The following is a 21,010-nucleotide window of genomic DNA, read 5'->3' on the forward strand; positions in this document are numbered from 1 at the left end:
GAGAAGTCCGCGTTACGTTTTCGCAATAAATTACTTGCACAGAAAATTGAATCTGGCTGACCGTCCGCCGTCGACCGTCCGCCGTCAACCGTTTAAAATCTCGGCCGTGACTGCTACACGATGCAGGAGATGGCCTCGTTCCGACCCGAGGACGACAGCCGATTCCTGGACGACCTGAACCGCTGGCTGGGGCAACAGGGCACGTTGTAACGCCCCCTCACCGCACCACGGGGGCCGGCCTAGCGGCCGCGCCCCCCTCTAGCACCCTCTCACTCTCGCCGCATCCTCGGCGCCTAATGCCCGCCCTCGACCGAGGTCCACAGGCCGACTCGAGCCTCGAGTTCAAAAATCTCACCCACCCATGTCGGGGTCTCCGGGCGCTTTGCGTAAAGGAGGTAGGGGCCAGGATTGGCCACCTGCACCTTCGAAAAAGAACAGCGCGAAGAGGAGATGATCATGAACTCACCAAAGGCGGCGACGGCCGTTTATGCCCTTCCCGGGAGAAGTAGCCGGCCCCTGGCCGGGGCAGCCACCCTTCTCCTCGTAGCAATGTGCCACGCAGCGTCCGCGGCGTCGGTGGAAGTCGTGAGCTTCACGGATGTATCGCACCGGATCACCGTCAATGGCGGGGCGGTGCCCGACGGGATCACCTCGCAGACGGGAGGACCGACCTTCGATCCCTTAGGGATCAGCGGCTCGATCGATGACCCCGAGGCCGTCTTGGCGGTGGACGACGAGTTCGTGCAGATTGGTTGTTCGAGTTGCGAGCCACCGATCCCCTTCCTCTCCCAACGACAGCTGCGCACCAACCGCACCGATCCGACGGAGTTCTCGGATGCCCAGTGGGACATCTCCATCACCAGCGTGCAGGATCAGGGCAGCGATGTGGTGTTCTTCGCGTTGGGCGAGGACGAGGTGGATCGCTCAGGTCTAGCGCAGGTGAGGATCACATCGACCCCAGTCGCGGCAGAGGCTTACTCCGCCTACGGCATCGCTCGCACCACCACCTTCGAGAACACCACCGGGCGGGAACTCAGCTTCGACGTCAGCGGTGAACTCGACGGCTACGTGCTCTCCCGCGTTGCTGGAGAAGACGGCATCGCCCGCACCAGCGCCACCCTCTCGGTGCTGTTCTCGGGGCTGTCGAGCGACCAGCTGACCTACGACGACGGCCGAGGCCCGGTGATTTCGAGCGATGAGATCGGCGAAGGCGCGACGGTCACCTACGGCATCTTCGACACGGACGACGGCATCTTGGGGCTGCAGTTCACCGTGGGCGCCACGGCCACGGATGACGGCGGCTTTGCCGAAGCGAGCTTTGACGTCTTCCTAAGCTATATCTTCGGTTTGACCCTGGACGCTGGGCAGAGCGTCGACATGACCTTCGGATGGACGCAGGTGAACGACGCGCAGTTCCACCCGTCCGCGGTGCCCATTCCGGCGGGCGCGCTGCTCTTCGCCAGTGGACTCATCCCCTTGATCGCGCGTCGGCGCAAAGGGGCTCGCACAGACACTTGAGGCGTTCACGCGGCCACTGCCCGTCAGTCAGTGGCCGATCGTCGCCTTGATCTCCTGATACCTCGCCTTGGCACGATCGTACTTGGCGGTTGCGATGAGCTGATCGAGGGCGAGAAGGTGGGCCCTTGCCAAGGCCTCTTCGGGGGCGGTTTCGATATCCGGCTGCACCCCGATGCCTTCCCAATTCGTCTCGGTCACGGGATTGACCGACTGCTGCGCAGGGATTTGAATCACGAAGTTGTCATCCACCAGGCGAAAGCTGATCCCGTTGGCGGCGCCGGCGGTGACCTGCCCGATGATCTCCGCCTGGTCGAAGTGCTTCATCGTGTAGGCGAATTTCTCGCCGAGCGAAAAGGTCTCCGCGCTCACCAGGAGGATGACGGGGCGGTTGCGGTAGCGCGGCGCTCCGACTTCCCCGAACGTGTAGACGGATTCGCGCTCGTCCGTGGGGCGGGTGTAGCTGGTGGACCACAGCACAGGGTCGGGATCGAGGAAGTAGCTTCCGAGGTAAGTGTCGGAGGGGCTGTAGCCGCCGCCGTTGGCGCGGAGGTCGATGATTAACGCGTCCGTGTCGGCGACGAAGGTCATCGCGGCATCGATCGTCGACCGCATCCAGTCGAAGGGATGGAAGAACGTGAGCTGGATGTACCCGACGTTGCCCTCCAGCACCTCGATGCGCTTGAAGCCGAAGTTCTCCTGCCTGGCGTACCACAGGTTCCAGTCGATCGTGTCCGCCTGGTCCGCTTCAGCGACGTCCTCAGGGGATGCGCGCCCCTCCTCCGCGGCCCGACGCGACGCCACCAACTCGGGCCTGTAGCCCACCTTGTAGTGCTTGTCGGTGGTGATCGCCACGAGGTCTTCCGTCAACGCTTCAGCGAACGCATCTCGGGTGGAGACGTCATCGTAACGACCCTCGACAAGGCGTGCGTCCAAAGCCGCATTGACCCGGTCGACCTGATCAGGGAACACGTAGTCTGAGGCGATCAGCAGCTGAATATTTTCGATCACTGCGGCCTTCTCGTCGCTCGAGAAGGGCACCTGCGCAAGCGTCGGCAAGGACAACAGCCCCAGCACCAGGGTAATTGGTAGCGCACTCCTCATGGGCCCAAGATCTTCCGTGTATGGCAAAGGGCCCTGGAGTCTACCCAAGGTGCGGGGACTGACGAACGAAAACCTGGCCAACGGCGGCACGTGGATCTGCAACCCCAGCACTCGGATCCGCTGAGTTACCGAATCTATTCGCTCACGTCGTAACCGAGCGCTGCCAGATCGATTCCCGTCATCTGCGCGGTTTGGATGTTGGAAGCGGCGTAGCGCCCGTCGCACGCGCGCGCGATACGGGACTCCAGCCGCCGCTTCAGCACCGAATCGAAGGGGCGCAGCGGCTCAAAGATCGGCATGAGGCGACGCAACGTGAGTTCGATGTGGCGGTTGTTGAGGGGCAGCAACCCCGCATCGTTGAGCTGGTTGCGGATGAGGAGGTTCAGCCTACGGCGCAGGGCTTGGAAGGCGAGCGGCCTGGCGCGATTGACCGACCTCGAGAGCGACCCGTCGCTATACCTCACCGCTTTCTCCGGCCCCAGGGCGTACTCGAGCAGTGCGCGCGCATGTTTGTCTGGCTGCGCCGAGAAGGCCTCGAAGGCCACGACGTGAACGCGCTCCGCACCGAACAGCTCCCGATACAGGGTGATCAAGCGGTCGTACGCGAGGTAGCTGAAATCGAACGCTGGCTTGCGCATCAAGTCGGGTTCGGTCCGACTCAGGAATCGGCGCAGGGACAAGGGGCTGCCGTCGGTGATGGTCTGCAGATACATCGAAAAGAGCATCTGTCTCTGCTCGCGGATCACCACCACCACCTTGCCGTCGGGGAACGCCCGCTGTAGACGACGCGCGATCATCACTTGATCGAAACCGCCGGAGGCGGGATAGCCGGAGAGGCGCTCGTGCGACAACACCAGGGTGCCGCCCCGCTCCTCGGCCTCAGCATGTTCGGCGTGCAATGCCTCGATGAGCTCATCAGGCGATGGGTCCAACGCGTGGCGGGCGACGAAGGCTTGCTGGATACCCTTACGCCCCACCGATGGGAGGTGGAAGCCAAGCTCCCTGTTCGCGAACAGTTTGCCCTGGAGCAGGCTGGTGGCCGTCTTGTGGTAGCCGATATGAATCAACGGATCGGTCATGCGACGTGAGCCGAACGGCGAGTGGTGGGCCGAGGTTGGCCCAGCCTCGTGAGGATCGCAAGCAGCCCGCTACGGCGAAGCGCGTCGGGACCAACCGCAGCGCTCACCGGCGCCCCGCAGACGGCTTCTCCAGGTACGCACGTCAGGATGCGACGGCGAGCCTGCCCGAACGCTGGCCGACCACAGTGCGATCGCGCCCCTGCGCCTTGGCCTGGTACAGGGCGTCGTCAGCGATGCGCAGGAGCGACTCAGGCTTATCGCCCTCGATCGGATCCGCGATCGCCACCCCCGCGCTCACCGTCACCGAGCGCCCGGACGCCAAGCCCGGATGGGGCAACGCCAGCTCGCGCACGCAGCAATGCAGACGATGGGCGATTCGCCACATGTCGGCGTCGCTCGGCCCCGTGAGCAGGACGGCGAACTCTTCGCCCCCATAGCGCGCCGCGAGGTCTTCCTGGCGCACGCTGGCCTGCAGCGCATGGGCCACCGAGATGAGATAGCGATCGCCCTCCTGGTGGCCGGCAGCGTCGTTGAGCTGCTTGAAGTGATCGACATCCACCATCACCAGGCCGACCGGGTCGTTGTGGCGAATCGCACTCGACCACACTTCGGCAAAGCGCTCTTCGAAGTGACGCCGGTTGGCAAGCCCCGTCAGGGCGTCCTTCAGCGAGAGCTCACGCACTTCGTAGAGCGCGGCCTGAAGCTGGCGCGTCGCCTGCTTTTCGGCGGTGATGTCGGTGGCGTACTTGATGACCCTCACGACCCTGCCATTGCGATCGCGCACCGGTGCGTAGACCGCTCGGATCCACAGCTCGTCGCCTCGCTTGGTCTTGCGAAGGTACTCGCCCTGCAGCGACTCACCGCTCGCCAGCCTGGCCCACCACTGCTCATACTCCGGCGAGTCCACGAACTCCTCGGGGCAGAACACGCGGTGATGCTGGCCGATGAGTTCGCCGGGCGCGTAACCCGTGGCGGCAGCGTAGTTATCGTTGTAGGTCTGGATGACCCCCTCAGGACTGAAGCAGATCACGGCGAACCGCTCGCTCACCGCGTGCGACTCTTGTCGCGCCTGGGTCAGCTGGTTCTGCTCCGCGGTTACATCGATTGCATACTTAACCACCTTGATGACCTTGCCTTCGGCATCGCGCACTGGCGCGTACACGGCGCGCAGCCACACCTCGCTGCCCGTGGCGCAGAGCCGCTGCACCACGCCGCTACGCGGCTCGCCGGCCGCCAGCGACGCCCACATCTGCTGGTACTCCGGCGATTGGGAAAACCCAGGCAGGCAGAAGCCCGCGTGGTGCCTGCCTATCGCTTCGTCGCCATCGAGACCCATGACGCTGGCAAAGGTGTCGTTGTAGGCGAGTACGGTGCCGCCGGGGGAGAAGCTGACGATGGCGAAGATGCTGCCGAGAGCCTGCTGCAAGCCCCCATCGTCGTCGGTCCACGCTTGATCGTGGAGGTTTATAGGTTCCACTCGACCTGCCACCTTGCACTCCCGGTGTGCCGGTGACCGTCTGAAGTAGTGCGGACAGCACATCTCACTGACTATCGAACCGGCGTAGCCCTGATTAACGCTACCGTGAACGCGCCTCAAAGGACTGCCATTTCTTCTGCTTTCCTGCGGGAGAGTGACGCCTACGGCGCCGAAACACCTTGAACAGCGTCAGAGATCGGGCGACGAGTTCGCGACTCGCATCAGAAGTTGAGAAATAGGCAGCCCGATCGACCATAACGTGGTGGGCGAAATAGCCACCGCCCACCGGCTCGTCAATCGTGTGGTGCTCAGCAACACCGAGAGCGAGACCGGTGCTGCTCCTGATCTCAGGCCAAAAGGCCTTCCGCCGAAAGCGGGAATCGCTCAGCGCGAAGAAGCGATCGATCTTCCTAGGTCAACGATGGGTGCGCGCTGTACATTCTCAGTCGGCAGGTGTAGGTATGTACTCGGAGTCACCTGCCTTCCTGGGGGATGAGATGCCAACACGTCACCCGTGGCTACTTGCGCTGTTTGCCACCTCGCTCATGTCTGCCTCACCCGCCGGCGCCGACACTTGCTGCGTAGACGCCGATATGGCGGAGGCCTTCCTGCCTCACTTTCGCCTGTTCCGCGAAGTCCCCAGCGAGTATCCACCAATGCCAGGCGTTCCGGATGAGTTCGACTACGTGGGCGGCCGCGAGAACACCCATCACCATCGGAGCATCACGCTTGCCTGGCGCTCGGAGCAATCGCTGGAGCAAGCCTTCCTCGCCATGGGCGAGACGGTGCAAAGCAATGGCTGGCGTCTTCTTCCCGAGAGCCGCGAGCACCGAGGCTTTGGCTTCGTCGATCACCGCGACGCCAGCCCGGTGCCCAGCCAGGGAGCCACCTACTGCCGAGATGAGATAGACACGCGACTGCATCTGATGGGCCAAGAGCGCGAGGGGCGCGTGTACGTCCTGCTGAGCAGCTCCAAATCCACGAATGAGCTCACCTGTGACCAACAGATGCTGGAGCAAGCAGGGCAGAGCGTCCGAAGCCAGAACTCTCGCAGCTACATTCGTATGCTGCCGCGCCTGGCATTGCCCGAAGGCGTGCCGGTGATCGGCCGCGGCTCGAGCGGCGGCGGTGACGGCTACACCATGCGCGCTCGCACCGCACCGAACGCGACCACCAACATGGACGAACTCGTCGACTATTTCGAACCGCAGCTCATCCAACAGGGCTGGCAGCGCGACACGACGTACCGGGGTGGGGTGGCTGCAGGAAGTGTGTGGACTCGCCGGGTCGATGACGTGCTGTTCATCGGGCGCCTCAACGTGTTGGAACGCGCCTCCTTCACCCTGTTGTTCAGCATCGATCGCCCCGAGGAGTGAACCCCTCGCTACAGGCGATCGATCTCGTACTCACTTACCCCAGCGCACGGCGTTGTGGCTAGGTGGCGACCGCCAACGCACTTATCGGACCGCAAGCTTCGCGGACCTCCCGTCATTGCCGCTCGAACACATCAGGCGACGTGTCGTAAGAGAAGCTCGATACCTGGCCAGAGGCGTCACGCTTGAAGTACACCCGCTGTCGCCCATCGCTACGGACGAACATGCCGGGCTCGGCTGCGGCGTAGTATGAGCGCTCGCCGATGATGAGCGCGCCGGCCTCGACGCGCACCTCCTGCAACGGCCCTCGCCGCCAGCCACCACGCTCGTACTCTTGTGCCGTGCACGTATGGCAGAAGACGCCGTACGCGTAGCCACCCGCGAAAGGCGCCAGGTTCGCCTGCTCACCAGGCCCCGGCACTTCCCAGGTGGGCAGCGATGCTGGCGCGTGCAACACATCGAGGACCGCCTCCAACACCCGCCCATGGATGCTGATCGGGCCGCCGCCCGCCTCCGGGTCTCGGTTGGTGACGACGAACACCCCCGCGCGAAGCGATGGAATCAGCGTCAAGCTCGTGTGGTACCCGAGCATCGAGCCGCCATGACCGATGCTTCGAGTGGGGTGGCGGTCGTGAGCCGTGAGATTCTCGAACAGCCCGTGGGTGATACCAGGAAAACCTTGGTGTGGCCGGTATTGGGGCGCCAACACCGCCAGCACCGCGCGACGGCTCAGAGCGTCACTGCCGTCACCTGTGAGTACCTCCAGGAGACGCCCCATGTCGGCGGGGGTCGAGTCGATGGAGGATGCGGGCGTCGTCACGTACACCTCGTAGGGGGCCGGTGTGTACTTCCCATCATCGTAGCCATACCCGGTGGCCAGATCCGCCATGAACTCGGGCGGCACCTCGACGAACGTGCGCGTCATCCCCACCGGCGCGAAGAGCACGGACTGCATCGCATCTGCGTACGGCTGGCCCGTCACGTCCTCGATCACCACGCCGGTCAAGGTGATGCCGTAGGTGTCGTAGCGGAAGTGCTCCCCGGGCGCGGAGACGCGGCGCAGGTTCCCGCGCTGCAGAAACTCCCTGAGGCTTGGTCGCAACGCCTTGCGCTCGGCCAAGGGCCTGTCGAGCTGCCAGACATGGCGGGCGATCCCCACCTGATCGAACCCACCGGTGTGGGTGAGGAGATGCCAGAGCCTCACCGGCGCGCGTGAGCCGCTGGTGTTGGGCACGTCCTCGAAGCCCGCGTAGTAGTCCGCCACGTTGCCCTCGAGGCTCACCTTGCCGAGGTCCGCCAGGCGCGTGATCGCGAGGGCCGTCAGCGCCTTGGACACCGAGCCGATGCGAAAGAGCGTGCGGTGAGGGTCCACCGCCGTGTGCTCTGCCACATCGGCCAGCCCGTACCCGCGCGCCACCTCGGTGCGGCCCTCGCGCACGACCACCACCGCGGCGCCGGGCAGATGTTCTTCCGCCATGACCTCGGCTACGACCGGATCGATGGCCCGCTCCAGGCGTTGCGCGATGCGCTCGTCACTGTTGTCGCCCACCGACTCGTCAGGCGTCGTCGCGCCGGCGGCGCCGGTAGCCGGCAAGAAGAACAGCAGAGCCAAGATGCAGGCGTGTCGTAGGGTCATATGAGCTAGCCACTATGGTTGATCGGTGCCGGGCAGTGTGCAGAAGCGCTCGCGCCGCGACAGAGCGAATCCGCGAGCGGCGCCGTGATGACCGGCGAACGGCGGACGCCAGAGGCGATGCTGCAGTAGGCTGAGCCCATGCGCTGGCTCATTCTGCTGATCGTCCTCACCGGGCTCGTGGCGACCTTCTGGCCGCAACACTCACCAACGTCGGCGTTCCTCGCGTTCTCCGATCGCCAGGTCGTCGTGTGTCCCGCCCAGATGGCAGACGCCGTACCACCGATCGCGCCGTACGAAGGCTGCGACGTCTCTCGCGTGGACCAACTGCAGCTGCACCGACGCCTGGTGTGGCTGATCGGGGAGTTCACCCTGCCGCCACACACCTCCTCGGACCGACCGGTGGGGTTTCTCTGGAACGCCAAGGCGGCCAGCGAGGTGTTCGTCAACGGGCACCCGGTAGGACGCAACGGGACACCGGGTGGCGACGCCGCGACCGAGCGGCCCGGCGCCCTGGACGCCACCTTCTTCGTCCCGTGGCACCACCTCAAGCTGAGCGACGCCAATACCGTCGCGATCCGTGCGTCGTTTCACCACGGTTGGTGGCCCAGCAAGCAGCCGCTGCTGGTGGCGAGGTTGGGACACTATCGGGCGCCCCCCTACCACGGTGGAGGCGACTACTGGATTTCCCTGCTCACCTTCGGGGTGTTCGTGGTGAGCGCCATCTACTTCGGCGCGAGCGCACGCTTCGCGATCAACCGCACCCTGTCGCTCACGCTCTGCGTCGCTTCGGTGTTCGCCTGCGGGCAGCTGCTGGCGGAGGTGAGCCGCGGGGTCTGGGCCTACCCCTACCCACTGCACGACCTACGCCTGCTGTTGGTCAGCGGCTTCTCCTTCGGCGTGGGTGTCGCGCTGCTCCTCCACACCCTCCAGCGCTTCGAGCATTCGCACGCGAGGCGATGGCTGGCGACCACCACGGTGCTCGCGCTTGGGGGCTTACTCGCCATCCCGGGGTTCGAGAACAAGGCCGGCTGGGGGATTCTGATTCCGAGCCTGGCGGCGATGCTGGTGAGCGCTGCGGCCGCCACCGCGAGCCGCCTGGGCGCCCTCGCCTACACCCTGAACTTCACGGCGTTCGTCAGCGTGATCCTGTTCGACCCCGGCGACTTCCTCGATCAGTACTACTACCTGACGCTGGCGCTCGTCCTGGTGTGCTTGTTCTGCCAACAGGCCGCCTCTCACAACGCCGCGCTATACGGCTTCCAGCAGGCGGAAACCGCTCGACGACGCCTGGAAGCCGCCCTCGACCAACTGCAACCCGCCGCGCCGGTGGTCATCGAGGTGAAGGACGGGGGCACGGTGCACCGCGTGCAAGCGGACGAGATCGAATGGTGCTGTAGCGCCGGCGACTACGTGGGACTGCACCTCACGGATGGACGCACGCTGCTGTACACCTCGTCCCTGACGACGCTCGAGGCGTTGCTCCCAGAGCACTTCTTGCGCGTGCATCGCTCCAGCATCGTCAACACGCGCTGCATACGAGATCTGACCCGGCACAAGTCCGGCACGGGCGCGTTGCACATGCGCGGTGGTGAACGGGTACCGGTGAGTCGGCGCATCATGCCGCGCGTGCGGCGAGAGCTGACGCCGACCGTAGCGGCAGGACGCTCGCTGGAAGCCTAGCGTTCGGCCGCAACCGACCCGCTCGGCGCTCACACTCAGCTCGCTCGATTGCCCGTGACGCTGTGCCTACCAACGCTCCAACCATGCTGTGGGGCAGCATGAAAATCGCGAGTCTACTGTCGCTTCAGAGAAGCGTTGACGATACCATCCAGCTCCACTGGCGGTCGGCTGCTGGTCACTACCGTCGGCGAATACACAACAAAGGAAGCGGACGCATGACTCACCGGTTTTCTCTCGTCGTCGCGGCTGGCCTGTTGCTGAGCACTCAGCTCGCCTCAGCGCAGGTGGAGTTTGGTACCGATCTAAAAGGCAGCTGCAAGGAGATCGAGGGCGCTCTGAGTGCCAACGACATCAACAAGGCCTTGGAACAGGCTCGCCTTTGCGTGACGGCCTTGGAGCAGGAAGCAGAAGGCGCCCTCGAAGCGCTATTCCCGAAGAAGGTTGCTAGCTACGACCGCACTGACTTCCGCCAGGAACGGGCGATGGGCATCGCCAACACCACGGCGACCTACAAGGGTGGCGACGGCACCATCCGGGTCGAGCTGATCGGCAGCGCCGGAAGCGGTGGCCTCGGCGGCATGGCCGGGCTCGCCCGCATGGGCATGGCCGCGAGCGGCGGCGCAATGCGGGTCGACGGCCTCGACGCCATGATGGACGAACGCGGCGCCGTGACGATCTTCCTGGCCGACGGTTCGATGCTGAAAGTCTCGAGCCGTGAGATGAAAACGCGCGAGGCCGCCACGGCAGGCTTGCCGCCGTTTCTGAACGAGTTCCCGGTGCGCGAGATCAGCAACGCGCGCAACCAGTAGCGTTGGAAGCGGGTCGCCGTGACTGATGTTCAGCCCCCCACCCGGCCAGCGGTGCAACGTATCGCCCTTGGCGCCGTGCTGGCGCTAGGGCTAGCGTTGCTCGCAGGTCTTGCGGGCATGTTCATCGCCGGCCGCTGCTGCGTCCCCGAGGGTAGCGGCCTCGCTGGCCCCGGTATCGTCGTCGGCTACGGGTTTCTCGCTGCCCTCGGCGGCCTCGCGATAGGCGTGGTGCTCACCGTCCTAATGCCGTGGCGCGCCCTCGTACCGGCTAGCGTACTGGCCGGCCTCGGCGGTGCCGTCATCGCCGTGGCGCTGGCCCTATCGATCATGGACAGCGCCAGTAAGTCCTCCGAAGCGCTGGCCGAGGCCTACGAAAGACTGCCGGTCTTCGAGCTTGACCTGACGCTGTCGAACGGCAAACCCTTCGATCGGTTCACAGCCGACTGGATCAGTCGCGAGACCGTTCAGACTCGCTCAGGCGCGCCTCCCTGTCGTCGTACACTCGCCGGAGAGCAGGCCGTTCGCTTGCTCGAATCGCTGCGCAGCGTCGAGGGTGTACTCCTACGCACACCCCAGCCCTGCGCTGCCCACCCGGGCCCGGTCCTGCAAACCCTGAGCTTCCGCATCCAGGAAGGCCGTCCTCCCAACACGACAGGACAGCTGAGCATCAGCGCCGCCTGCCTCGCCGCGACGCCAGCGCTTGCCGCGCCGCTCGAGGCCGCCAAGCAAGCCCTGCGCCGAGGCGGTCGGTGCCTCCAGTAGGTGTGCCTCTCGCAGGAGGCCTGCCACAATGCACGTCGCCCTCACGAGGAACGGATCCACATGAACGTCGCTCGGCGAATCGCACGTTACCTCTTTGCCATCGTCATCCTCACCGCATGTGCCATCACACGAGCACAGGAGTGCGTCCCCACCGCCGAGCGCTACGCCGTCGAGATCACGCAGCCCGGCGCCAACAACTTGCGCCCAGTCGTCAGCGGAGAGAACAGCTTCTATCAATCGCTGGACAACGGCTGGGTGTTCGCCTTGGAGCGCGCCGAGGAGGGCTGGCAGGTACGCCTCTATGATGGCGTGCCTGGAGGTGCCGTAGATCTCACACAGCTGACACCTCCCTTACGCGGTACTCCGAACCCGCGGGATTTGTTCGGCTGGCATTTTCGAAACGCAGACAACACGGGCCCGAACGAAGGCTCTGTCAACGCACCTCAGGAAACGCGTGCCTTCGTCATCTCACCGGGGCTCGCCGGGACGGCCGGCCTCAAACCCTCCGGTGGATCGCTCGAACTCGGCCCCAACGATGGCCTCGGCCTGCTGAAGATCACGGACTACGGTCTGCGCAACCCCGTGCCCGGCGAGCGAGCGGTCATGAACTACGTGCAGTTCGAAGCCTGCCTGCGCTGGCCGCGCCCCCCTGAAGAAGTGGAACAGATCCGCGATCGAGAGAGCCTCGCCTACACGCCGGTGGATCTGGAGACCTTCGGTGCGTGTGGACTCGACCTGAGCCGCTACGAGCTCGACGCTGCCTACGCTCCGCGTACCCTTGGCGGTGATTTCGACGGCGATGGCAGCATCGACGAAGCTGCGCAGGTTCGCGAGAAGGCGACGGGTCAACGCGCAATCGCGCTTTGTCGCGCCGGCACTTGGCTCCACCTCATCGGCACGGAGTCGACACCGGGCGATCTGCACCCCGGCTACACGAATCAGGTAGAGGCCTGGCACTGGATCCAGTCGAGCGACGATCTGCCGCGCAGCCTGGTCGGTTTCGACCTACCCGAGGCGGATGGTGATCTGCTGATCCTCGAGCGCATCGAGAAGGAGGCCATCGCGGTCTATTGGCACGATGGCGCTCTGGGAGCTCATCAGCTGTACCGCTATGTCGAACCTTAAGGCGCTGATCTGCGCCGCATCGCTCGCCCTCGCCGAGTCAGATGCCCTCGCGGACCCGCCCTGCCAGGGAGACTGGCTCAACGACGCCGCGCCTCTCAATGGCCACGTGTCCGGGTCAGAGACGTTCCTACAAACAGTTACCGATGACCTGAGCTTCTCGTTAGTTCCCGACGCATCTGGCTGGCAGGTACAGATGCTTGGACCCGACGACCGGAAGATACCCACGCGCCCCGTCGCCAGCGGCATTGCGCCGAGGCGCGGTGAGAGTGCCCCGAGCCGTGCCTTCGCCTTCGGGCCTGACGTGATGGACCCGGCCTTGAACCCGGAGCTGCAAGTACCGCAGGCACCGCAGGGCGAGTCTTCCAACGTTGCCACGGTGGAACCTACACCAGGACTACAGGGGAGGGGCTGGCTGATCATCGAGGACAGTCGCTTCGCGGACGAAGCGCCGCATCGACGAGACGCCCTCGAGTTCCGCGGCTGCGTTCACTGGAACCTGGGCCCGCGCGAACCCGACACCTCTCACTACCCACACCCGCAAGATGATCTCGTCAACTTTCCGAGCTGGGTGGTGCTGGCCTTCGAGGAGTGTGGCCTGAGTCGAGACTGGCTGCTCTCAGGTCGAATGCCTCGCGAGGGCTATCGACAACGGGCCTGGCTGGAGCCCGATCTCGACGGTGACGCACGGCCGGACCTCGCGGCCCTCGTCGATGAGGTGAATGGCACGGATCATGGCCTCGCGCTTTGCCTGCGTGAGAGCAAGCGCCTGATGATAATGACCCCCGACAACTCCCCTACCAGCGGTCTCGATGCCTTTCTGCGCGAGGCCGAATGGTGGAACGTGGATGGGCGCACGATCGTCATCGCCGGCGGCGACGCGCAATCCATTCGCGTGCACCTCGACGAGGACGGCGCTCCTATCGGTATCGTTCGTTAGCTTCGGGCGCGTACCCTCACTCAATCGTCAACTGCCGGCGCTGGCCGGGCGCAATGACCACCTCGTCCACTTGCCTCGCTGGCGAGGTCAACAATCGCACGCTGTAGGTACCGGCCGGCAGAGGCACCCCTGCCCCTCCTGCTGTGCCCTCCGCAACGACGTCGGCGGATGCATCCAGCACCTGAAACTTCGGCCGCAGCGCCTGCTGCATGACATCGGTGAGATCCGCTTCGCTGTCAGCGTGGAAGTAGCGGCCGCCGCCAAGCGTGGCCCAGCGCTCGAACTGGGTCTCGAGCCCCGCGTCATCGATAGCGAACCCGACGATGTTCACCCGCACGTCCAGCCCTGCCTCCTGCAACGCCTCGATGCTGGCCGGGGGATCGCCGTCACAGGTCTCCTTACCGTCCGTGAGCAACACCACCACCTTGGCGCCGTCCGCACCCGCCAGGTCGCTCGCCACCGCATCGAGGGATGCGGCGAGTGGCGTCTTCGACCGATCCTTAGGCTTCGCCGCTCGGATACGCTCGACCACACTGGCAGGCACCAACGGCTTGAGCGGCACCTCCAGGTCAGTGCGGCAGGAACGCGCCTCGCGATGGCCGAAGATACGCACCGCCAGCGGCGTGCCTGGAGGAATCGTGTTGCCAACCAACTCGGCAAGGACGTCGTGGGCGATGGTGATGCGCGCCTTGCCGTCGATCTGCGCCCACATCGATCCCGAAGCGTCGAGGATGATCTCGACCGCGTTCAGGGGTACCGCATCGTCCAGCAGCACCGCGAGGGAGCCCGGCTCCGGCGGTGCCTCATGGCGGGTGGCAGCGACGAGACGGTAATCGGCGGGTCGTCGAATGAGGCAGGCCGCGCGGGCGAAGCCGCGTTCCAGATCGTCCGCGGTGCCGAAGTAGTCGTAGAAGCCGTTATCCACCGCGGCCCAGCTCTGCATCACGTCCTGCTGGTAGGGCCTGCTGCCGCCACCTTGCAACTCCAGCGGGAACACCCGTATCGGCGCGTCGGCGAAGGCGCGCCACAGGGCGGCCGGTTGCGCGCCGCGGCTGGAGATGCCGTCTGCGATGTGCACCACCGCGCGCGTGCCGTCGCGCCCTGCAAGGGCCTTGGCAGCGTTGGTCATACCCCCCTCTGAGTCACTGGAGGAGTGGTTGCGGTCGTAGTTGGTGAGGAACTGCTGCAGTTCGAAAGGGTGCTTCGCCCAGTCGGTGAGCAGCGGAGCCCCAGCCCCCAAGGCGAGCAGGTTGCCCTCCTCGCGACCAGGCGTGAGGCCTTCGGAGAAGCGGGCCAGGGCACGATAGATCTGCGGGATGTACGGCGCCACGCTAGCGCTGTTATCCCAAACGAACACGACGGAGCGCGGTGGTTCCACCAGATGGAGGCGATACTGGGCCCCTGGGGTGACCTGCGCTTCGAACAACGGCCGCCCCGTCCGATCACGTTTTCGCTCCAGCGGAACTGCTGCGCCGCTCTGGTCGAGGAGAGTTGGACGCACCCGCAACGCGTCTAAGCTGCTCAAATCCAACGTTAGGCGATTGTCCTGTGGTGGGATGCGCAGCGTGTACCAGTCCTCCTCCTGCGCGACCCGCACGATGCCAGTGACCACCTCTCCCAGGACCAGCTCTCGTGCGGTCTCGGCGCTGCCGTTGCCGGCGACGGGAGTCGTGGAGGCCGTCTCAGGCGCTACCGGTGCCGGCGCATGGTATTCCTGGATGGCCGGGGTCGCATAGTGCCCCCATTCGCCCAGGATGCTGCGGTAGCCATCGCCCGCGGGCCGCTCGAAGATGCGCAGGGTCTCGGCGTCGCGCCACCACTCCCGCGCATCCTGAGCCTCGGTGTGCGTGAACTGTACGAAGCGCGCCCAGGTGGGCTCTGGGAGTTCGAGACGCGAGGTAGCCTCCGCGGTCGTGTCCAGGGTCCAGGCACCGAGCGGCGTCCAGGGACCGACGGGGTGATCCGCCACGGCCACCCGCACTTCGCTCATGCGGCGAGTGTTGGCCTGCTCGGGCGGTTGCACCCATTCGAGGTGAGTAATCTGTGCGGCGCGGCCGTGATGGAAGCCGACCACCCAGCGATTCGGTCGCGTCACGTCCAGCTTGCGCCGACTCGTGTCCGGCTTGCCCTCGCTCAGCATCGTGTTCGGCCGCCGTCCGGCCACCGGATCACTCCAGACGACCACCCCGCCCAAGTCCGGATCGGCGAGGTTGAAGACGGCCCCGTCGCCAAGAGGGCGCGTCGCCGGCTCGGCGATGACCTTGAACTCACCCAGGGCCGTGCTACGCGCCTCGCCCTGCTGCGTATCCTCGATGGTGAGGCGCACGTGGGTCGCCGCCACCGGTGCGTCGAAGGCGAAGGCCTGCTCCTCACCGACGGCGTGCAGTTCCGCCACCAAACGTGATTCGAAGGTGATGCCGTCAGTGGATGTGGCGACGCGGAAGCGGCGCGGGCGCGCATTGGCACCGATGCTTGTGCGTGGATTGAGCGCGATCCCGCGCACCTGCACCGGCGCATCACCGGCCAGGTCCACGGTAACCTGCGCGTCGCCGAGGCGAGGGCTCCAGGTCTTGACGTACGGCGTTCGCAGATCGAACAGCGACGCGACGCTACGAGTGCCGTCGACGGGCACCCCACCGAACTGGCTTGCGGCCACGTTGATGCCGCCGAGCAGCTCGTCTGGAATCGGCCATGCGGGCGACGCGTCGACCGGGGCTACGCCGCAGATCGCTGCGACATCGAAGGAAACCGCCGCAGAACCGCCGGAGCCGCGAAACACAGCATCGAGGCGAACCGGACGCAGGTCACCAGCATCTGCAGGCACAGTGATACCCAGCACAAGGGTCTGACGCTCGCCCGGCGCGAGGGTCAACGACGCCTGCGACTGTTGCACACGCCAGCGCGGATCGCTCGCCTGCGCCAGCACTGAGAGGGTCTGCGAATCGCTACCCGTGCTGATGACGGTGATCGGCACCCTCAATCGCTGCACCTCGTCGAGGTAGGCGGCCACGGCCAGCGGTGCGGTGGGTGCATCGATCTCGATCGACGGACGGCCACTCGTCTCCGGCGCAGGGCCTGGCGAGAAGGACGCTTGGTAGTCGTAGGGCGTCTCCCAGGCCTGAACGCGCAGCACGTAGCGCGTAGCGGCGTCGGCGTCGGCATCGACAGGGACTGCACCGGTCCAGGCACCCGCGCCCTCGTCGAAGGTGAGCAGGCTCGGTGCGTTGCTCGGGCCATCGGCGGCGATGACGACGAGACGGCGACGCTCGCCGTAGTCGACCTCGCCTGGCGCCTGCACGGTGATCTGGGTGCCGGGCGCAAGCTGAGGTAGCAGGTAGTAGTCCTGCTCACCGCGGGCGGTGGGTGTTCCGACGATGCGGTGATCGGGCGCCAGGGGCACCGCTTGATCGGGGGTGTCGTTCGGTTCGAGGTCCACCGGCAGGGCGTTGAGATCCGGATGGCTCAACAGCAAGCGGTAAGGCTCAGCGCTGCCGACGTTGCCCGCTTTCAAGCGCACCGTATAGGTCCCTGGGGAGAGCCGACGCAGCTGTTGGAAGGGTGCCTGCCCTGCCTTGATGGTCGTCTTTACCGCTTGCTGGCCACCGCCCAGGCTCACCGTGAGGCTGGCGTCAACGTCCGGGGGCGGTTCGAAGCGCAGATCGACGATGGCCTCGCGCAGCAAGGTGAAGTAGTAGAGGTCTTGCTCGAGGGGCGTGAACAGATAGCCGCCGCGCACCGAGCCGAACTCCAGCGCCTGTGCCCGACTATCATCGTCGTTCGGTTCGATCTCCATCGCAGGGTCCGGGGGCCCCAGGGCTACGGCACGCAGGCGGTAGCTCGCTGGCGACTCCCCCTTGCCATTTACCCAGATGTGGTGTTGGCCGGGATACAGCAGTAGGTTGGAGAGCACGAAGCGATTCGCATCCTCGGGTGCCGAGCCCTGCACGCGACTTTGAATGAACTTGCTGCGCCCGCCGCTCAGGTAGCCGATCTGCTTGATGCTCTCGCCCTGCGCTTCGATGGCCCACAGCTGCGCAGCATCGGCTGCGCCCTCGTCGCCCTCGATGGTGAAGGTGTAGAAGTCCGTGTCGCCGCGGGCGATCTCGCCGGTGACGGCGAGGGAGCTCGGCATGGGGGTGCCCTGCTCCGCCTTCTCGTTGGGCTCAGCCTCCTGCCCCGCGGCGCTGTAGTCAGCCGCCGGCAGCACCAGCGGTGCCATCTGCGGCACCACGGGGGGAGCCCGCAGGCGCTCCACCTGCTTGCGCGCCTCCACCGGGAGGGACTGCGTATCCACCGCCTCAATGGAGGTGGCTTCGATAACGAAGACGGCGTCGTCGCCGAAGATATCGGCCTTCTGGGCACCGGCGGAGATGCTGAAGGTAGCCAGCAAAACGGCGAGAAAGCACCGCCGTCCACCACCCAGGCACGTGGCGACGTGTCCGCAAGTCGCGCGCCGCCCCATCAGTGACCCGCTCCCCCGCTTCCGCCGCCGCTGTTGCCGCCACCACCCCCTTCCTCGCACTGGGTGAGCGGGTTGGGCACATCGATGCCACCATCGATGTCGGCGCCCGGCGACTCGAAGTCCTCCTGCAGGTTGCCCAGGAGCAAACTCGCCGCGCAGGCAAAGCCCTTCTTGTAATAGGGGCACCACGGCGGCGATGCCTTCTTACCGCGCGACACCTCCACCTTGATCTCCTCGAACTGGTAGCACGGGTGACCGCCTCCGCCGATGGACGCAGAGATGGAGATCTCCGCGCCGACCTCCGGACACATGGCGCACGCGAAGTACTCGAGTTTGGCTTTCACGCGCTCGCGCAATGCTTGCGTATACCCGCGAGACTTCAGCAGTTCCGCGGCGATCAACGTCTGACTGCCGATGGACGCAGTGAACATACCGAGTAGGTACGCTTGCTGAGGCGAGACGATATCGCTGGTTTCCAGCGTCGTCTTCTCCACCATGGCCTGATGCTCGCCGCCTTGCATCACGCCGATCATGGAGCCGGTGACCGGATCGGTCTGCCACCAGCCGTAGCGGCTGCCCCCTGCGATGGCAACGCCACGCGCAGGGAGGGCAAGGTGATAGCCCGCGTCCAGGGCAGCGTGCATACGCCGACGATCCGCTGCAGCGAGCGATGGGGCCTCATCGACGGCGCTGCGTACTGCCGGCGTGGCCAAGAGCACCTCGATGCCCTGCGCGCGGGCGGCTTCCATCAGGGCCACGGTCGTGACCACCGGTTCTTCGCTGCCCGTGAGCTGGGTCAGCATCGCGCCCTCCAGGGTAGACTCCTGCAACCCTCGGGCGCGCTGAAAGAGGCGGGCAGCGCCCGTCGGAGCACCCTCTAGCGGAATGGCATCGACCTCGTCCAAGCGAAGATCGATGTTGACCTCGCTGCGGATGCGGGTGGCATCGGGTTGGGTGGATTCCACGGAGACCAGCAGCAGGCGCGGCTGGCGGTGAACGATCTGAACGCCGGCACGGCGCGCGAGCGCCGTGCTGAAGCGGTCGGATTGGTGGGCGAAGCTGAGCGCCGCCAGATGCCCCGTCGCCACGCTGATCTGCGCCTCCAGAGCGCGCGCCTCATCGACACGCTCGTCATCTACCTCACCGGTCGTCAGCGACTGCGTCGCGGCCGCCCACTCCTCTGGCGTCAGACGACCTTCGGCGTCCTCCCACGCCTTCGCGAAGCGCGCGTCACTGACGGCACCGGAGGTCACCAGGGCGCTGTATCGGCGATGACCAGCAGCGTCCATCGGCTCAGCATCTTCGACAGCTTCGTACACCACTCGCTCGTAGCGACGATCCGTCTGGTCTGGCCTGGTGATGTCGAAGGCGATCCATACACGCTTGACGTGCGTGGCGGGATCGTCGTTGTCGACCTGATGCGTCGGCACCGCCACGTCCTTGCCCGCGAAGTGGAAGCGGTAGTCCACCTGCAGGCCGGTGATGGGGGCCACATTGTCGTCGGCGTCGGTATCCGCTGAGGGTTCCTGCTTCGGTTTCGGCTGTCCGCCCAGCGCCCCTGCAAAACCTCCCCCCAAACCAGACAGCGTGGCGCCGCCATCGCTCGACTCGCTCGCGATCTGCCTGGTGGCGGGCGCTGCCATCATCTCCACGCTGATCGGCGACAGGGCGAGTTGCGCCACCGCACCGCCGACGCCACCGAGCTTGCGCACCCCCGCGCCGGTTTCCTGCATGAGCGTGACGGAGAGCTGGTGCATCAGCTGGCGTGGTGGAGCTGAGAGGTGTGAGGTCGCTGCCGTAACCGCCCGACCAAACTGCGCGCCCGGAAAGGTGGGATCCAAGGCGAGCCAGTCTCCGTCATCGACGAGCTTCACCTCCAGCCAGTAGTGGTCGCGGGCAAGGGCGAGGCGGGTGGCATCCGCCGAAGGTTCGTAGAGGTCGAAGGCGTCCGCCGGAAAGACGTCTGGGGGAACAGCACCGCGCAGCGTCGTGCTCAGCAGCGTCCGGGCCTGTGCGTCGTCGAGGCGACCACGGGCAAAGCGGTAGGCGGCCACTTGGGGCGCGATAGACATGGCCAGGGTGACTGACTGATCCAGACTGTTGCCCCTGCCACTGGCGACCGCCCCGTCCCCGCCACGCAGTATTCCCGCGTAGGGCGCGAAGACCAGACTATCCGCGACCTTGGCAAACGTGGCCTCAGCGTCGGGACCTCGCAGGTCTTCGGTGGTAAGCGCAGCGGGCGCCGCCAGTGCGACGGCCCCCAGCGACGTGAGCATCATCATCAGGAGGATTTTCATGCGGGATCCCTTCGCGGTGCTCGTAGCGAACTTGCCGGGAGGGCCGTATCAGACGTAGCTCGAATGCGCGGCCGCCAAGACCCGCGCCAAGGGAGCTGTTGCTTGAATCCGTGGTCCTGCCGCAGCACGCCCGACCTGTTGTTATTTCGGCTACGTATTCTGGCAACCCAGCCTGCGGGCGTCGAGCATCGACCACACAACCGGGATCGCCACTCCAATGCTGCGCTGCGAGTTGGACCGGTATCCCATCACTGACGGCTGCGTGATTCCGATGGGAAACCGAGCACTCCGGTAGCGTTTGCCGGTCACAGCTGGCGGTGGCATTAGCTTAGGAGGCGGCGCTGTTGGCGGGATCGGAACCTCCAACAACACTTGAGGTTCATCCGACCACCGCCACCCACATCCCACGGCATTCGTGAGGTCGTTCAGAGCCCCAAATGATTACCGCAGGACGGACTTCAAGTAGTCGACGATCTGGGCATCCTGGGCGTTCGCAAAGAACAGCTCGGAGAACTTCTCGCCGGCGATTGTCTCCTTTAGCAGTCCCTGATCCACGTTCTTCAGGACCGTCAGCATGTCGTGCGTCGAAGCGGCCTTCACCTCAGCGAGAATTCCGCGGTTCTTCGCCATGATGGCCGCACGCTCCTTGGGATAGCCCACGCCGCGTTCGTGCTCGAGCAGCTTTCGGTAGCAATCCTCGAGGTTGAGCTCGGCGGCCCAGCCAAAGCCTTTGGCGTAGGGCATGGACATGGCA

14 protein-coding genes are annotated in these 21,010 nt (G+C 65.5%); 7 read left to right on the plus strand and 7 right to left on the minus strand.

The genetic code is table 11. The features are described 5' to 3' along the window. Positions 1 to 456: 456 nt before the first annotated feature. Positions 457 to 1,518, plus strand: a complete 1,062-nt coding sequence (locus tag AAF184_17885; protein MEO0424214.1) for a hypothetical protein — start codon at positions 457 to 459, stop codon at positions 1,516 to 1,518. 27 nt (positions 1,519 to 1,545) lie between these two features. Here AAF184_17885 and AAF184_17890 read toward each other — a convergent pair whose 3' ends face one another. The 3 genes from AAF184_17890 to AAF184_17900 all read right to left on the minus strand — a co-directional run bounded on the left by AAF184_17890 (position 1,546) and on the right by AAF184_17900 (position 5,175). Then, on the minus strand, positions 1,546 to 2,619 hold the full coding sequence (locus AAF184_17890) for a S41 family peptidase (protein ID MEO0424215.1): 1,074 nt from the start codon (positions 2,617 to 2,619) through the stop codon (positions 1,546 to 1,548). Positions 2,620 to 2,753: 134 nt separating this feature from the next. After that, on the minus strand, positions 2,754 to 3,698 hold the full coding sequence (locus AAF184_17895; GenBank protein MEO0424216.1) for a sulfotransferase: 945 nt from the start codon (positions 3,696 to 3,698) through the stop codon (positions 2,754 to 2,756). A 142-nt stretch (positions 3,699 to 3,840) separates the two neighbouring features. Continuing rightward, positions 3,841 to 5,175, minus strand: a complete 1,335-nt coding sequence (locus tag AAF184_17900; GenBank protein ID MEO0424217.1) for a diguanylate cyclase — start codon at positions 5,173 to 5,175, stop codon at positions 3,841 to 3,843. A gap of 497 nt (positions 5,176 to 5,672) precedes the next feature. On the opposite strand from AAF184_17900, the gene AAF184_17905 reads away from it, so the two are divergent. After that, complete coding sequence (locus tag AAF184_17905) at positions 5,673 to 6,551, plus strand: hypothetical protein (GenBank protein MEO0424218.1); 879 nt, start codon at positions 5,673 to 5,675, stop codon at positions 6,549 to 6,551. A gap of 112 nt (positions 6,552 to 6,663) precedes the next feature. Here the strand turns inward: AAF184_17905 and AAF184_17910 are convergent, their stop codons facing one another. Continuing rightward, entirely contained in the window at positions 6,664 to 8,184 is a 1,521-nt protein-coding gene (locus tag AAF184_17910) for a serine hydrolase domain-containing protein (protein MEO0424219.1), read from the minus strand. A 138-nt stretch (positions 8,185 to 8,322) separates the two neighbouring features. On the opposite strand from AAF184_17910, the gene AAF184_17915 reads away from it, so the two are divergent. The 5 genes from AAF184_17915 to AAF184_17935 all read left to right on the plus strand — a co-directional run bounded on the left by AAF184_17915 (position 8,323) and on the right by AAF184_17935 (position 13,497). Beyond that, a complete protein-coding gene (locus tag AAF184_17915; GenBank protein MEO0424220.1) occupies positions 8,323 to 9,864 on the plus strand; it encodes a LytTR family DNA-binding domain-containing protein in 1,542 nt (513 codons plus the stop codon). Positions 9,865 to 9,947: 83 nt separating this feature from the next. After that, entirely contained in the window at positions 9,948 to 10,673 is a 726-nt protein-coding gene (locus tag AAF184_17920; GenBank protein ID MEO0424221.1) for a hypothetical protein, read from the plus strand. Between the two features lie 18 nt (positions 10,674 to 10,691). After that, on the plus strand, positions 10,692 to 11,435 hold the full coding sequence (locus AAF184_17925) for a hypothetical protein (protein MEO0424222.1): 744 nt from the start codon (positions 10,692 to 10,694) through the stop codon (positions 11,433 to 11,435). A gap of 60 nt (positions 11,436 to 11,495) precedes the next feature. Next, positions 11,496 to 12,560 (plus strand): hypothetical protein, encoded by a 1,065-nt coding sequence (locus AAF184_17930; GenBank protein ID MEO0424223.1) that lies wholly within the window; start codon positions 11,496 to 11,498, stop codon positions 12,558 to 12,560. Continuing rightward, positions 12,547 to 13,497: a hypothetical protein gene (locus AAF184_17935; protein MEO0424224.1), complete on the plus strand. Its 951-nt coding sequence runs from the start codon at positions 12,547 to 12,549 to the stop codon at positions 13,495 to 13,497. The genes AAF184_17930 and AAF184_17935 overlap by 14 nt, the downstream gene beginning before the upstream one ends. A gap of 16 nt (positions 13,498 to 13,513) precedes the next feature. On the opposite strand, the gene AAF184_17940 is transcribed toward AAF184_17935, so the two are convergent. The 3 genes from AAF184_17940 to AAF184_17950 all read right to left on the minus strand — a co-directional run. Next, entirely contained in the window at positions 13,514 to 17,887 is a 4,374-nt protein-coding gene (locus AAF184_17940) for a discoidin domain-containing protein (GenBank protein ID MEO0424225.1), read from the minus strand. A 71-nt stretch (positions 17,888 to 17,958) separates the two neighbouring features. Beyond that, positions 17,959 to 20,256 (minus strand): hypothetical protein, encoded by a 2,298-nt coding sequence (locus AAF184_17945; GenBank protein MEO0424226.1) that lies wholly within the window; start codon positions 20,254 to 20,256, stop codon positions 17,959 to 17,961. A gap of 441 nt (positions 20,257 to 20,697) precedes the next feature. After that, positions 20,698 to 21,010, minus strand: a 313-nt coding sequence (locus AAF184_17950; GenBank protein ID MEO0424227.1) for a hypothetical protein, incomplete at its 5' end; no start/stop codon positions are given.

It is taken from the genome of Pseudomonadota bacterium (genome assembly GCA_039815145.1).
In the GTDB taxonomy this organism is placed as follows: Bacteria; Pseudomonadota; Gammaproteobacteria; order Steroidobacterales; family JBCBZW01; genus JBCBZW01.